The 16,148-nt window shown below is 64.2% G+C and carries 8 protein-coding genes and 1 pseudogene; 6 read left to right on the forward strand and 3 right to left on the reverse strand.

The genetic code is table 11. The features are described from left to right. Nucleotides 1-10: 10 nt before the first annotated feature. A pseudogene (locus ACODSO_RS22975) lies at nt 11-1,291 on the forward strand (sulfite reductase subunit alpha); the annotation flags it as partial. A gap of 116 nt (nt 1,292-1,407) precedes the next feature. After that, nucleotides 1,408-2,325 carry a TY-Chap domain-containing protein gene (locus tag ACODSO_RS22980; protein WP_489038975.1) on the forward strand — a complete coding sequence of 306 codons (918 nt, stop codon included), beginning with the start codon at nt 1,408-1,410 and terminating at the stop codon, nt 2,323-2,325. Here the strand turns inward: ACODSO_RS22980 and recD are convergent. From recD to recC, 3 genes are read right to left on the reverse strand one after another with little or no spacing between them, the layout of a single operon-like run. Then, complete coding sequence (gene recD / locus ACODSO_RS22985; RefSeq protein ID WP_489038976.1) at nt 2,287-4,152, reverse strand: exodeoxyribonuclease V subunit alpha; 1,866 nt, start codon at nt 4,150-4,152, stop codon at nt 2,287-2,289. The genes ACODSO_RS22980 and recD overlap by 39 nt on opposite strands. After that, a complete protein-coding gene (locus ACODSO_RS22990) occupies nt 4,149-7,508 on the reverse strand; it encodes a UvrD-helicase domain-containing protein (RefSeq protein ID WP_489038977.1) in 3,360 nt (1,119 codons plus the stop codon). Before ACODSO_RS22990 ends, recD begins: the two co-directional genes overlap by 4 nt. Then, nucleotides 7,505-10,792, reverse strand: a complete 3,288-nt coding sequence (gene recC, locus ACODSO_RS22995) for an exodeoxyribonuclease V subunit gamma (protein ID WP_489038978.1) — start codon at nt 10,790-10,792, stop codon at nt 7,505-7,507. The genes ACODSO_RS22990 and recC overlap by 4 nt, the downstream gene beginning before the upstream one ends. A gap of 137 nt (nt 10,793-10,929) precedes the next feature. On the opposite strand from recC, the gene ACODSO_RS23000 reads away from it, so the two are divergent. The 4 genes from ACODSO_RS23000 (at nt 10,930) to ACODSO_RS23015 (ending at nt 16,097) form a co-directional block, all read left to right on the forward strand. Next, complete coding sequence (locus ACODSO_RS23000; protein WP_489038979.1) at nt 10,930-12,558, forward strand: FAD-dependent monooxygenase; 1,629 nt, start codon at nt 10,930-10,932, stop codon at nt 12,556-12,558. Between the two features lie 77 nt (nt 12,559-12,635). Next, complete coding sequence (locus ACODSO_RS23005) at nt 12,636-12,989, forward strand: VOC family protein (protein ID WP_489038980.1); 354 nt, start codon at nt 12,636-12,638, stop codon at nt 12,987-12,989. A 368-nt stretch (nt 12,990-13,357) separates the two neighbouring features. Then, nucleotides 13,358-14,773 (forward strand): dicarboxylate/amino acid:cation symporter, encoded by a 1,416-nt coding sequence (locus ACODSO_RS23010; protein WP_489038981.1) that lies wholly within the window; start codon nt 13,358-13,360, stop codon nt 14,771-14,773. A 205-nt stretch (nt 14,774-14,978) separates the two neighbouring features. Further along, complete coding sequence (locus tag ACODSO_RS23015; RefSeq protein WP_489038982.1) at nt 14,979-16,097, forward strand: hypothetical protein; 1,119 nt, start codon at nt 14,979-14,981, stop codon at nt 16,095-16,097. Nucleotides 16,098-16,148: the final 51 nt, after the last annotated feature.

Below are 16,148 nucleotides of genomic sequence, written 5' to 3' on the forward strand. Positions count from 1 at the left end.
GCTCACCGGCGATGCCGGCCTTGCATATTCGGTGGCTCGGTTCGACGGTTTATACTTCGCGGTCATGATGCTGGGTGCCACCAGCTACGACGGCTACTGCAAAGCGGGTACAGACATCGACGCACGACTGGAATCAGCCAAGCCCGCGAGAGCAGCATCCAAGCGCTCGCCGTGGAACCGGAAGAATCCGTACCAAGCGACGGTCCTGGCCAACAAACGGCTGTCAGGTCCCGAGTCGTCCAAGGAAGTGCGGCACTACGCATTCTCCCTCGGCGACAGCGGGCTCGCCTACGAAGCCGGTGACGGTCTCGGCGTCCGGCCTGTCAACAACCCCGAACTCGTCGACGCCCTTATCGGCCAGCTTCGGGTCGAGCCGGATACGACGGTGACCATCAAGGGCGCCGAGCAACGGCTCGACGAGTTGCTGACCCATTCCTACGAGATCGGCCTACCGTCGTTGGACCTCATCGAGGCCGTCGCAGAGCGCTCGGACGACGACGAACTCCAACACATCCTCGCGACCGGCAACCGCGAATCTCTCGACGCCTGGATCTGGGGAAAGGACGTACTCGATGTCCTCGCCCTCGACGAGAAGACGGCGCTCGAACCGGCCGAGCTGCTCGAGCTCCTTCGCCCGTTGCAGCATCGCGTGTACTCGATCTCCTCCTCACCGCTCGCGCACGAGGGCTCGGTCCATCTCACGGTCTCGAGCGTGCGGTACCGGTCCGCCGAACGCGACCGAGGCGGCGTGTGCTCGACGTTCTTGGCCGACCGCGTCACCGAGGGAGAATCGGTCGGGGTATTTCTGTCGGCCAACAAGTCGTTCCGGCTGCCGTCCGACGACGATGTTCCCGTGATCATGGTCGGACCCGGCACCGGAATCGCGCCGTTTCGCGCATTTCTTCACGAACGGCAGGCCCGCTCGGCCAAGGGCAGGAACTGGCTGTTCTTCGGTGACCGCCGCCGGGCCGACGACTACATCTACGGGGACGAACTGGACGATCTGTCCCGCGACGGTGTTCTCACCCGCCTCGACCTCGCGTTCTCCCGCGACCAGGCCGACAAGGTGTATGTCCAGCACCGGATGACCGAGAACGGCAAGGAACTGTATGCCTGGCTCGAAGAGGGCGCACACTTCTACGTGTGCGGTGACGCGACCCGCATGGCCAAGGATGTCGACGCAACACTGCACGAGGTGGTGGCAGAACACGGTGGTCTCGGACCCGACCAGGCCGAGGACTACGTGGCCGAACTGAAGAGCTCCAAGCGCTACCTGCGCGACGTGTACTGATCTCAGCGCCTCCACGTCGCGAGGTGCACCCTCGCCTCACGGACTTTGTCGGACCCAGCCGCTATCTTTCTGTTCGGCGGATAGATCCGGTGGTGTGGTCGAGAAGAGGAGCGCGCATGGGTGCTGCACGTGAGGACGGACTCGATGTCACGGGGTTCGGTATGCCGGGGTTCGGGATTACGGGGTTCGGTATGCCGGCGTTCGATATGCCGGCGTTCGATATGCCGGCGTTCGATGTCGCCGTATCGGATGCGTGGCAGCGGTTCGAAACGAACCTTGCCGCCTATGTCGCGGCGATGCCAACCGGGACGTATATCACCATTTCCTCGGCACAGGCGTCCCGCGGGCAACGTGGCCAACGTCCGTATGTCGACCTGGTCGCAGTCGATGCGGAGCAGATCCTGGGAGTCGCGTCGCTTCCGTCGTACCTGTACCCGGATGCACCGGACGCCGACTCGGCCGACCGGCGACTGCACGGCCTCGGATGGTCGGAGCCAGGGAAACCGACCCCTGATGGGACGGTCATGGACTTCGTGCTCGATGCCGCCCCCGACGAATCGGACTACCTCGCCACAGTCGCTGTCGCCACGTTCCGAGAAGTCTGGAACATCCCGCACCCGTCGTTTCTGACGGCGTGGGCCGTCGGTCAGGGCGTGAACAACGACGGGCCGGTTTCACTGGCCCACGCCAGCACCTCGACCGAACACTCGACGGTGCCAGACCCTCCTATCGGGCTCCGCTCGCTGCACGCATGGTGCGACCTGGTCGGCGCCACGGTCGATCCGTCCACTGTGCACTCAGTCTGCCGCGAGGACGACTTCGACGATCTGCGTCGTCACGCAACTGCGCAAGGACACTACTGCGCGGCGAGGTCGATCCAGTACTCACGCGAGGGTTCACGGGCTGCAGCGCGAGTGTGGAGGCAGCAGGCACGGTCATGGAACGACACTGCAGAGAGCCTTCGCAATGCTGCGGCGGTCAACCACAACTCCTCGTCACGGCAGAATCGTCCGGCGGAGTCCGCTGGCGCGTAGGACCTGGCGGTCGACCCCTGCCCGCACGGCTTCCTCGGTCCCGATTATTCGGACGTGCTTCCGCGCCCGTGTGATCGCGGTGTACAGCAATTCGCGAGTAAGCAGCGAAGACGCGTGTTCGGGCAGCATCACCGACACGGTGTCGTACTGGCTGCCCTGGCTTCGGTGGATCGTCATCGCGTAGACCGTCTGCACAGAGGACAACACGTTCGGATGCACGAGCAACGGCTGTGTACCGCGCTGGAATGCAGCCATCAGCGAGCCACCTCCGGTGTCGACCACGACACCGGTGTCGCCGTTGTAGATTCGCGCCTCGTGATCGTTCGCCGTGACGAGCAACGGTTGCCCCGGATACCACTGTGCTGGGTCGAGAAACGCTCCCGAGAACTCTCCTACCCACTCCATCGCGCGGCGTGCCCAGGTCTGCACACCGTGAGGCCCTTGGCGGTGGGCGCACAGCAACCGGTGGGACTCGAGGCCCTCGAGAGCTCGAGCGGCGTGGCCTTCGTTGGCTGCTGCGGTCACCGTGGTTGCCGTCGTCAGGATGTCGCGGTGAAGTGCGGTGAGGTCCGTCGGCGAATGGAACGACAGTTCTTCGTGGTCTCCCTGCAACAGATCCATCACACGATCCGAACGTCCGTCCCGAACGGCGATGGCCAGTTCGGCTATCGTTCCTCCGAAACGCCGTCCCCGGCTGAGGCGCACGACGCCACTGCCGAGTCGTTCCCGTTCCGCGGGTGACAAAGCGGCCTCGTTCGGATCGTCGTGCGCGTCGAGGTCGGCGACGATCAATGCCTCGAGTTCGGCGTTCGGTGCACTGCGCACAGGTCGCGCGACCAGATCCGCGAGTACCGCGCCGGCGTCGACGGACGTCAACTGATCGGGGTCACCGACCAGTATCAGTCGGGTCTCCGGGCGGACGGCCTCGAGCAACCGGCACATCATCGTCAGCGACACCATCGACGTCTCGTCGATCACGATGACGTCGTAGGGCAGTCGGTTCGACGCGTTGTGCCGGAATCGGCTCTTGCTCCCCCGCTGCCACCCCAGCAATCGATGCAGAGTCATGGCGACGAGTCCCGGCGGCAATCCGAGATCGCTGGACTGTTCGGTCACCGATTCCTGCAGGCGCGCGGCAGCTTTGCCCGTCGGTGCTGCCAATCCGATTCGGATCGACGGACCGAGCTGGCGCGCGAACATCGCCAGTACTCGCGCAACGGTATGTGTCTTCCCGGTGCCGGGCCCACCTGCGATCACCGCTGTCCACGACGTTGCGGCCAGTGCGGCAGCAATGCGTTGTCGGTCGGGGGCCGCTGTCGGTTGGCGCGAATCGTCGACGAACAGGGTGCTCAGCAGCGAGCGCACAGCCTCGGTGTCGACGTCCGGATGGGTAGCCTCGCGGGAGTCGAGGACCATCCGAATAGTTCGCTCCTGCAGAAAATATCGGTCGAGATAAAGAAGCTCGCCTTCGTCGGTGTCGACCAGCCTCAGTGGTTTGAGGGGCCCCCGCTGGCCGCCGGTCACCAGTGGGCTCGCGCGGAGCGCGCCAAGCACCTCGGAGAGTTCCGGCCACGGCAGCGCATCGATGTCCACGTCCGACTCCTCGTCGACGGTGACATCGCGTAGGCGTCGCAAGTCCAGGCACACCGAGCCCGACCTGACTGCCCGGACGGCGAGGGCCGCCGCGAACAACACTTCCTCTGACGTCTCGCCACCGAGCGCACCGAGTCTCAGTGCCACATGTACGTCCGCGGCGGCGAGAATCCCCACTTCGTTGAACGTCTTCAGCCTGCCGCGGGCACGCTGCACCAGCTGCGCTGCGATCATGACCCCTCGATCCCGGCGAGCAAGTCAGACACTTCGGTGACGAGCTTCGACGGTGGATGCCAATCGAACACACCACAGCCCGGCGGGGTGTTCGGCCCGACCATGCCCCGGACGAAGTGGTACTGCACGCCACCGAGATGTATCTGCGGGTCGTATCCGGGCTGGCGCCATCTGAGGTAGCGGTGCAATGCGACCGCATACAGAAGAGCCTGCAGTGGATAGTGCGAACGCAACATCTCCTGCGCCATCCGATCCCGGGTGAAGTGCATGACCGTCAGGTCTCCTCGGGATAGTCGGTTGGTCTTGTAGTCCACAATGACGTACCGGGGAGTGGAGCCTGCGGAATGACCATCCGAGCCAGGAGTGAAGCCTGCGGAATGACCATCCGAGCCAGGAGTGGAGCCTGCGGAATGACCACTCGAGATGCGCAGAACGGAGTCGATGCTGCCGGTGAGATAGCCACGCAGCGGCTGTGATTCGAGGATCTCCAACTGGTCTGCGTACGGACGGAGTACGTCGTCGACGGGGAGGTGCTCACGCAGCAACCCGGCGATTGCTCTCAGGGTGACGGCTCGCGATACCGGGTGATCTCCGCCCGCCAAAGGCAGTTCGAAGTCCAATTCCGCGAGGTGATCGGACGGCGCGATGTCTGCGAGTGTGCCGAACCCCAACGGTGTTCGGAGTACCGGGAGCAGCGCTGCGGCCAGCGCCCGCGGATCGATGTCCGCCAGCCGCTCCTCGATGGCGTCGGTGCATCTGCGCAGCAGTTCCGATTCCAGGTTCGGTGCCGCCGTGTCGAGGTGTTCGAGTACCTCGTGCACGAGGGTTCCGAACGCAGCGCCCGCAGGCAGACCGTTCATCGGTGACGGGATGCCGTCCAACTCGTCGTCGATCGGGGGTGCTTCGTCCGGCTCGTCGTCTTTCTCTGGGCGTTCAGGTTCGCTGGTGACACCGGGCCCGTCGTGCGCGGCTGCCGTCAACGCGGAGTACGACGTCCGACGCCACAGCGTGTCGAGTGAGCGGCGGAAGGACGCTGCGTCCAGCTCTGTCTCGGTGCTCTGGAGGTATTTCTCGATCGGGCGTGAACGCGTCGCACCGCCCTGCTCGACAGTGATGAGTCCACCGGCCGGTGATGCCCACGACTCCAACTGGCGAACAGCAATGGCGTCGTCGGGCACCTTGATCTTGTCCTCCGGCTGCACAGAACCCTTCGCCCTGCCGAAGAGCAATCGGTGAAGCGGCGAAACAGCAGTGGAGTAGGAGGGCGCCCACCACAGCACGACCTGGCATTGCGCACGAGTCAGTGCGACGTAGAGCAGACGGAGCTCCTCCCCTGCCTCCTCGGCATCACGCACCAACTTGCGCGCGGCGTATCCGTTGCCTGTCCTGCCACCGACATCGAGGACTCGCCTGCCGTCCTCGTCGTGCAGCAGCAGAGTGCTCGGGTACGGATTCTTCGCGGCGTCCCACGCGAACGGAACGTAGACAACCGGGAATTCGAGCCCCTTGCTCGCGTGCACAGTCGCGATCTGGACAGCCGCAGCGTCACTGTCGAGCCGTCGGCTGCGGTCGGTCACACTTCCGGATGCCGGATCCTCGACGCGGTCGGTCAGCCACCGCGTCAGCGCACTCGGTCCGAACGATTCTTCGACGGCTGCGCGGTTGAGGAGTTGCCCGAGGTGTCGAAGATCGGTCAGCTGTCGTTCGCCGCCGCGTTGACCGAGAAGTCGCGCTTCCAGGTTCGATTCTGCAGCAACCTTTTCGAACACCGCAGCGAATCCGGCCTGCGCGAACAACACCGCGTAGTCGCGAAACAGGGTGCTGACTTCGGATACCGCGTCGTCGCCGCGGTCGTCGAGTGACTCGGCCGTGTATCCGAGAAGCGGCGTCAGTGCGGCGAGTCGGACGCGATCGCCGCGATGTGGCTGTTCGAGTGCGTGCAGAAACCACAGCCACTGCATCGCACTCGGCGTTTCGAAGACGCTCGACCCACCGGCGAGAACCGAGGGAACGCCTGCCTGATCGAGTGCTGCGCGAACCAACACGATCTGCGCTCGTGTTCGAACGAGGACGGCGACGTCACCAGGTGTCACCACGTCTACATGGCCTGGCAGGGTCAGCCCGGTGGCGGATTCGAGCAGCTCGACGATATCGGCGGCGAGATCGTCGGCGACACGTTCGCGGAGTGCACCTACGGCAGGAAATCCCGACTTGTTCAACGGCCCAGCACCGGTTCGGGGAAGGGTGCGCAGCCGCAGCGGTGGCCGATCGGACATTCGCGACGAGGCTTGGGTCGAACCTACTGGATGGGCAACGATGTCCTCGTGTCCCAATGCGGCTCCCGCGTAGACGGTTTCGAGCGCTGTCAGCAACCCGGCGTCGCTACGCCAGTTGGTGGTGAGTTCGAGGTGGCGGTCGGCTAGCGCTACGGCGTCGAGATAGCTCAGGACCTCGGCTCCGCGGAATGCATAGATCGCCTGTTTCGGATCGCCCACCAGTAGGAGCGTCGACCTGCCGTGGAACGCTCGCCGCAGGATGTCCCACTGCAGCGGGTCGGTGTCCTGGAACTCGTCGACGAGCACCACCCGGAACCGGTCACGGACACGTGCGCAGGCGGATTCGCCGTGGGCGGGGTCCAGTAGCACTCCATGCAACAGGCTCAACAAATCGTCGAAATCACGAACCCCAGCGGATCGCTTGCGTCGCCCGACTTCTTCGCGCGCCTCGGTCGCGAAGAGCACGCGGCTGCCTGCCTCGGTCTCCTCGTCGGGCTCTGGAACGAGCTGCGCCTGCCGATCACGCACGGCTTCGCGGGCGACCTGCCGTGCGTCGGACGGACCGATCGGAGGGCCGAAGTCCGACCGTCCGTACCGCCGCAGATAGATGTCGTCGACCACCTCGTCGGTCACATCGTCGACAGCTTCGACGAGGATTGCCTCGGGTTCGCGTTCGCCTGCGATACCAAGGCCGTCGAGCATGCGCTGACAGAAGCTGTGGGTAGTCGCGATCGTGCCCGAGTCGAATTCCGACAGAGCCCGCGTCAATCGCACCCGGCGCAGGGCAACCTCGTCGGCAGGTGCCGCCGCAAGGTGACGGACCAACGGATCGGTCGAGTTGGAACTCGCGTCGGCCAACGCGGCCTCCACCTCCGCGAATCGGCTTCGGGTACGTTCGCGCAACTCCTGGGTCGCCGCGCGCGAGAACGTCACCAGCAAGAGTTGCGACACCTCGGCGATTCCTTCGGCGACATAGCGGGTGGCGAGACCGACGATCGCGTAGGTCTTGCCGGTTCCCGCACTGGCCTCGAGCACGGTGGTCCCGGTCGGCAGAGGTCCGAGAAGGTCGAAGTCGGTCATGGCTGGCCCTCCGTCTCGGCATCGAGCAGTGGCGCCCAGAGGCTGCACGCGAGTATCCCGAACAGGGTGTTTTCCTCGCCCCACCGGGGATATCCCTCGCCGCCCGGCGCGCTGCTGACATCGGTGAACGGCGCGGCCGCACCGTGAACGTAGACGATGCTTCGGTCGTGGACATCGCCGAATTTGTCGGACCACTGCTTCTCCGCCGCATCCATCGACTCCCGCTGAGGCGTGCCTCGAAAGCGTCGCTCCGCGTAGGTTGCCGACGCAGTCGGCCCGAACGGTAGGACCTCGGACAACCCCAGATCACGAAGTTCGACGAGCTTCTCGAGCTGAGCCAGCGCGTCGACCGGGGCCGTGATGGTCGATCGCCACGCTGCACGACGCCCGGTCCCACGGCCTGTGGTGACGGCCTGCCACGTTCGCGAATCGTCCTGGGACTGTAGGGCGAGCAGCCGCACCCACGCCGCCAAACGATGTTTCGGGGCAAGGCGGGAATACGACGTGCGGGCGATCGCCGCGCCGTGAATGCCGGCAACAGTTCCTGTCACTCGCCGCCCGGACGGTAGAACCACCGAGATGTCGCGCACCTCGGCGGGTCCGGAGTGGACATCACGCGAGACATCGACGAGTGCCTCCACCGCTCGGGTGATGTCCTGCAGCTGCGTCTCCCCGAGCTTGAAGGGCGGAAGCGTCCCTCGGCGCCATTCCGCCGCACGGAAGTCGGCGATGTCGGTTCCGCCTAGTCGTTCTACGAGCATGCGATCACCGATGTCCCACTTCTGCAGGCCGTCCAACTCCACAGTCAACGAGTCCGACACATCGTCGCCGGCGTCGGGAATCCGAATTCCGAGCCGCTGCCGCAAGAACGCTGCAATCGGATGCTCGACGAACGCAATCAGATCACTGAGCTCGACATCATCGGCCGGCGACGCGGGCAAAGCTTTCGGAAGGAATGCGGGCGATGCAACGGGTTTTCTCTCGCTGGCGCGAGCACCCGCGAGCGCAGCACGGTCGTAGCTGAACGGACCGTCTGGATCGAAATTGCGAGAATCGAACGGCTGCAACGGATGCCGAGTGACGATGTCGGCGTCTGCGGTAGCGCGAACGACGTCGAGCAGTTCGCTCAGCGGTATGGCCGGAGGCTTCACTGCGCCGGACACCGGATCGGCGCCGGTATAGAACAGCAACAGTTTCTCGCCGGCCGACATGACCGCGTCGAGCAGCATTTGACGGTCCTCGCTTCGGACGTCACGCTCCCCCGGGGCGGGGTCGCGCGTCAAGATGTTGTCACCGTCTTCGCTGCCCGCGCGAGGAAATATCTCGTCGTCGAGGCCGAGCAGAACCACCACCCGATGCGGCACCGACCGCATCGGAACCATGGTGCACACCGTCAACTCACCTGTTCTGAAATTCGCTCGTGACGGCCTACCCGCCAGTGCGTGCGTGAGCATCGCGCGTACGTCGGCGAGGCGGAGTTCCGACTCGTCGCCGTGCCGGGTCGCCTCTTCGATTTCGCGAAGTGCTTGTGCCCGTTGCCATGCATCTGCCGTACTGGTGTCGGTCAGCAGGTCGAGCGAGCGTACAAGCGCGGTCCGCCACTGTCCGACGGTCTGAGGTCCTTGCAGATCACGTACGACGACGGCAAGTCGATCGATGAACTCGGCGAGCCTTCCGGTGAGATCGATATCGTTTCCATCGACGTCGTCGACGGGCAATGCCAGATCGAGCCATTCGTGCGCGGTCTCGTCGGCAGCAACACCGAGTAGCAGCCGGTCCACTGCGAAGTTGAACGTGTTCTGCGCAAAGTCCCCGAGGCCGAAACGCGTGCGCTGACGAGAATTGATACCCCACCGTGCGCCGGACACCTGGGTCCATTCGCGCAGCCGCTCCAGGTCGTCGTCGCCGAATCCGAAGTGTAAACGAACCGGTTCTGATGCAAGGAGATCCAGCACCTCGCTGGCCGTCACCCGTCCGACCGCCAGATCGAGGAGCGTTGCTACCACCGAAAGCATCGGGTTGGTACGGCGGAGCCCCCGATCGGCGAGCCGCACTCGAAGTTCGTGGCCGGGATGCCCCAGGCCGCGCTGACCGAATGTCGCCCGAATCAGCGGTGCATACGTTTCCACATCCGGGCACATGACGAGCACGTCTCGCGGTTCGAGCGTCGGGTCCGCGTCGAAAATGTGCAGCAGACACTCGCGGAGAACCTCGACCTGGCGTGCAGATCCGTGGCACGCGTGAACGGCGATGCTTCCATCGGGTTCGGCAGCCGTCGTCGGTACCCTCGCATGCATGATGTCCGACTGGATACGGCCGAGAAGTGTTTCTGGAGATGGTTTTTCGTTCTCCACCGTGTGTACCGTCGCGACTGCAAGTTCGAGTAGGCGTGTCTCGAGTTCTCGGACGTCGCGCGCAAGCGAAGACAGCAATGGATGTTCCAGGGAAACCGCAGAACCGTCGTCGCGACGTCGGACAGCAGTCGGACGATCCGACAGCTGATCCCACATGTGCATGCTGGGGTGCGGAATCCACAGGTGCACATCGCGATGCCGGGCGATAGCGGAAACGACGCGAAGCTGATCGGTTGTCATACGAGTGGCGCCGAAGATCGACAATCTCTCCGGTAGATCACACAGTATCGACGGATCATTCTCCAGTACAGCACAACTGGCCTCGAGACGTTCTGCAGGACTGGGATGACCGATGCGGACTCGAACAGCCCGCCACAGTTCGGCTTGCCAACGCAGGTCCGCGGGGAGTGGCCCTCCGAGCCCATCCGTGTCCCGTCCTGCTGCCCACTCGGCGATCATCGACGGACGGTCTGCTCCGTACGCGCGGAACAGATCGGCCAGGTGCGACGCGGTGGACCACCGCCGTCCCGCGCGGTGTTCGTCCGAACCGTGTCCGAGGTGTGTGGCCAGAACCGAACACCACGGCTCGTTCATCGACTCGTCTACGACCGCCAAGATCGTCCACAGCATTCGCCCGCGGGACCATGGTTCGTCTGCCGGGTCGAGATTCTCCGCTGCCGACAGAGCGCGTCCGACGAGTGCGGTGGGCGACGGAAAGTCGATGTTGGCCGAAATACCGTCCGAACGTGCTGTACCCGCTCCTTCGGTCCCGAGAGACATCGACAGTGTCTGCGTCAACCAGCGTTCGACGCCGCGAGCCGGTACCGAGATCACCTCGGGGGTGAACGGGTCCGCCAGAGGGGTTGCCAACACATCGGCCAACGCCGTTGCCAACGCGCTCGCACGTGCCGCGCGATGAACCCTCAGCACCAACTTTGCTCCCCCAGCACTCGTACGAAAGTTCGATCAACTGACCATACTCGAGTCGACCGACACGTCTCGCCCGCCAACTCACCCATTGCGAATGAAGTCCACGCAAAGTCCCGTTCGTCCCGACGGCACCCTGGATGATTCCACCTATCGACCCAGGCGACACAGGCGGTGGAACAGTGACTACACAGGTACTCGTTGCAGGAGCAGGACCGATCGGACTGACGGCGGCGATCGAGCTTCGACGACGGGGCATCGACTGCCGCATCCTCGATCCGTTGAGCGAACCGCCGCAGTACGCGAAAGCGGTTGGGATCCAACCCCGGACGCTCGAGGTCTTCGAGAACATGGGCGTCCTGAAAGCAATCCTGGACGCTTCGACGATGATGCGTGGACAGATCGTCTTCGAGAACGGGGTCGAGGTCGGGCGAATCGAGCTGACGCTTCCCCCCGATGTTCCCTACTGGTTCGCAGGCCTCCCTCAATACGAAACCGAGCGCGTCCTCGCCCAGCGGTTGGCCGAGCTCGGAACTGTCGTCGAGCGCGGAATCGGTCTCGTATCGTTCGAGCAGGACGACGAGGGCGTGACGGCAACCCTGAGTGACGGATCGACGGTCGTCGTCGACTACCTCCTCGGCTGCGACGGTGCCCACAGCGTCGTCCGCAAGAACCTCGGCCTGACGTTCGAGGGTGGGGCGTTCGCCGAGGGATACATGCTCGGCGACGTCGAGGTCGACTGGTCGCAACCTCCCGGATTCGGCATTCGAAGCACCCACAAGGCAGACGACGGTACCGCCGACGACGCGCTGGTGGCGATACCTCTTCCCGGCCGCGGTCGGTACCGAATGTCGATGCTCGTACCACCCGAACTGACCACCCCACCCCCGAGTTCCGGCGATGGAATCGTGCACGGTTTCACCGCGGGCCCCGCTCCCGAGCTCCACCACATACAAGCCGTTCTCGACCGCCTCTCCCCCGAACCGACCACGGCATCGAACTTGAGGTGGTCGTCGGTCTTCAAAATCAGTCACCGCATCGTCGACGCCTACGGCCGAGGGCGCGTGTTCGTCGCGGGCGATGCTGCCCACATCCATCCGCCGACCGGGGCCCAGGGAATGAACACCGGCATCCAGGATGCGCACAACCTCGCGTGGAAGGTGGCGCTGGCCGTTCGTGGCATCGCGGCACCCGGATTGACGGACACGTACGACGCCGAGCGCAGGCCGGTTGGAGAAGCGGTCGTCGGGATGACGGTGCGCAATGCCCGAGAAGGCATCGGCGCCGGTGAGAGCTCCTTCGAAACCGCGATGCGTCGTCAAGCGCAGTTGTTGATCTCGTACCCGCCCGGGCAACTCGTCGGCACCGTCGACGAGGCGTCGACCTCGGTTCAGCCGGGCGAGCGGGCGCCGGATGCACGGGGGCTGCGTCGGGACGTCGTGGCATTTCCGCTGCGTCTGTTCGAGCTGTTCGCCGGGGTCGATCACACGCTGCTTCTGTGGTCGGACGGTGACGTCTCGAAGGCGGAGGAGCTGGCCACCCACGCTGTCGATGCGGCACACGGCTGTCTCGACGTGTACCTGGTGGTTGCCGAGCACATCGATTCGACGCTACCCGTCATCGTCGACGCCGACGGTGAGTTCAAGGCGGCGTACGGGGTCGAGGGCCCGACCGCTCTCGTCGTGCGCCCGGACGGCTACCTGGGATTCCGGCAGTCACCGGGTACCGCCGCGGAACTGGTCGGCTACCTGAAAGGCACGTTTGCCTGAAATATGCCGGGCGATGAGTTTCCCCTAGTTCGCCGGTCCACCTGTAAGAACTGTTTTCCAGTGGAACGGATGTACCCATGGCTCTCGAACATGTACTCGCGGTGGTGCCGGTGTCGGACATCGACCGGTCGAACACCTGGTACGAAAGACTCTTCGGACGGCGAGCCGACAACAATCCGATGCCCGTCCTCGTCGAATGGCAGGTCACCGACCGCGGCTGGGTACAGGTGAGCGTCGACGAGACGCGCGCTGGGTCGGGTCTGCTCAACTTCGCCGTCGACGACCTCGGGGCGCAGATCGCTGAAATCGCTGGACGTGGCATCCACTGCAGCGAGATCGTAGAGGCCAACAAGGGGGTGCGACTATCGACGGTCGAAGATCCCGACGGCAATTCGATCACCCTCATCGGCGGGTTCCGTATCGCCTATTGAAGCCTCGATCACGTTCGTACGCAGAGCTGTTGGACGTCTACTGCCGGTAGGCAGCCCGCCCTGCTGTGCTTCGCGAGATTCTCACGTCCACAGACCGCGCAGCCCCCCGCGATACATCCACCGTGAGGCACGTCTCGCCGGGGCGTTTGCCGAGATCGATCGCACGTTCGGTCACCGTCAGGCGCCGCATCCAGACGGCGGTACAGGGAGTAGTGTCAAGTAAGTGATGCCACTCCTGACCAGTCGACGGTACGTCGACCTACGTTTGCAGGCCAGCGCTATCTGTCGGTGACCGTTTCGACCCGACGTCACATTCTCTGATTCGAGGGCGTTCCTCGACTTCTCTTCTTTTCTCGAAAGGCATGTTCATGTCTGCGCCCAGCGCTACCCGTAGTTCCCGTGTGCCCACGTGGGCAACATCATTCGGGCCACAAATCGTTGCCGGGTTGATTCTCGGAGTCGTTCTCGGTCTCGTCGCACGGTCGATGCCCGACGCGGCCGACGGCAGCGACAATTGGCTGATCGGCACTGTGGCGACAGTCGGTTCGAGCTACGTCAAGCTACTGACCGTGGCGGTAGTTCCGCTCGTCTTCACTGCGATCGTGTCCTCGATCGCGAACCTTCGTCAGGTCGCCAACGCTGCACGCCTAGCGGTCCAGACCCTGTTGTGGTTTGCCATCACTGCATTCATTGCCGTGATCATCGGCATCGTCATCGGGCTCGTTGCACAGCCGGGCTCGCGGACCGGCGTCGAAGCCACGGCCGCGAAGGACCCGAGCAGTGTCGGGTCGTGGTGGTCGTTCCTGACCGGGTTGGTGCCGAACAACTTTCTCGCGCTCGGATCGAAGACCTCGGTGGCCACAGAGGTGGTCGACGGCACCGCTACCAGCACCGCAACCACGTCGCTGAGTTTCAATATTCTTCAGCTTCTCGTGGTCGCAGCTGCAATCGGTATCGCTGCCCTCAAGATCGGGGACAAAGCCGAACCGTTCCTGACGTTCAACGCGTCGCTTCTCGCGATCGTCCAGAAAGTGCTGTGGTGGATCATCCGCCTGGCACCCATCGGCACCGCCGCGTTGATCGCCAACGCTGTGGCAACCTACGGATGGAATGCGATCGGCTCACTCGGTGTGTTCACGGTGGCCATCTACGTCGGCCTCGCGATCGTGTTCTTCGTCGTCTACCCCATCATCGTTCGCACACATGGGCTTTCGGTACGCCAGTTCTTCTCCGGCGTCTGGCCTGCCACTCAGCTCGGATTCGTGTCGCGTTCGTCCATCGGCACTCTTCCGCTCACCGAGCGTGTCACCGAGCGGAACCTCGGCGTGCCGCGCGAGTACGCGTCGTTTGCAGTCCCTCTCGGTGCGACGACGAAGATGGATGGTTGCGCCGCAATCTATCCCGCGATCGCAGCAATCTTCGTCGCACAGTTCTACGGCGTCTCACTGACGTTCACGGACTACCTTCTCATCGTCGTCGTCTCGGTCATCGGATCCGCCGCGACAGCGGGAACAACCGGCGCAACCGTCATGCTCACCCTCACCTTGTCGACGCTCGGCCTGCCTCTCGCGGGCGTCGGCCTACTCCTCGCGGTCGAACCGATCGTCGACATGGGACGCACTGCGGTCAACGTCACCGGCCAGGCTCTGGTGCCGACCATCGTCGCCAAGCGTGAGGGGATCCTCGACGAGGCCCGGTACAACAGCCCCCGCAGCGGTGATCCGTTCAGCGACGACGAGGAAGTCGATCCTCCGGCCGCAAGGGAGCCGCAGTTGTCCAGTTAGGCAATTGGTCTCGCTCGTCCGGACCTCGCCCCCGGTGACCGAACGACTCATTCGGTCACCCCCACGTCCCCCCGCGCACCTTCCAGCCCACGCGCAAGTTGCAACGCGCGCACTCGCTGAAAGGTGCGCGGGGAGGGAGGCGGACACCCGTTCCGGGCGCGCCGATGAGAGCCGACGGTGCAGGGCAGCCGTTAGGCTGACGGTCATGGGATCCAAGGGACCGGCAAGTCGCGGACAGAAGCGAGCAGCAAAGACCAAAGCTCGTCAACGGCGTCAGCAGTCCGCGCCGGCCGGTAGTCACCATCCCACGTTCCCCGCCGGAGTGCTCGAGAATTTCGCCGAATGGCTCGTCGGACGCGACATGGGTGAGCACGCAGACCGCGTTGTCGGCCTCGTCCACACCACGCTGACGCAGATCGACCGCGCGAACCCAGGTTTCTCGGTGACATCGTGGACCCCGAACGATGCCCACTTCATCGTCGACGCAGTGGAGCGGATCGAGGAATCCGACGAGGAGAACGGCGCTGCTGCTGCGACCAATATCGTCATCACGTTGCTCGAATTCTTGACGTTCCTCGACGAGACGGATACCTGGACCGGGACCGACGAGGACTTCGCGCACTGCATGGAGGACCTCACCGACTTCATCGACAACGACCCCGACGTCCTGGATCCGGAAGACATCGAACTGCCTGCCGTGAGTGAGCACGACGAATTGGCTGCTCTGTCCGCGCTGCCGCTCATCGCCGGTGTCGCAGAACTTGTCTCGCGTGTCGGGACGCAGAGTCTGCCGGTTTCCCAGATCCCCGAGCTCTCCTCCGCACTCGAGGACAACGACCACGCGCACAACGATCAGCCTGCAGACATCGCCACGCTGGACTTCTGGGCAGCAGCGTTCGCCGCTGATGTTCTCGAGTCGGACGGAACCGACGTCGTACCGGGATCGGCCGTCGACGGATTCTCGTCGAAGTCGGTCGAGACCCTGCGCACCGTGGTGACCCATCACATCAGGCATCAGCTCAGCCTCAGCGAGGTCGACATCTCGATGGCCCTGTCGAACACCTTCGCGATACAGACTCTGCTCGCCGCGATGACCGAAGACCTCCCCCTCGACAACGCCGACGAGGATTACGACGGCCTCGAGGGCGAGGATCTCCGCACAGCTCAGCTGATCGACTACCGCATTCGCTCATTGCAGGAGCAGGGAATTCTCGTGCCAGTGGGCGACGCCCTCACCGTGCCGGTTCCGCTGCGCCCTGCAGTCCACGCCGGCGTCTCTCTCGCAGAACCCTTCGGCGACTACGACCCCGAAGACGGCATCTGAAGCCCGAAGGGCCTACAGAAGGACCGACAGGTATGTAACGACAGCGTCTTC

It is taken from the genome of Rhodococcus sp. FG69 (assembly GCF_057808915.1).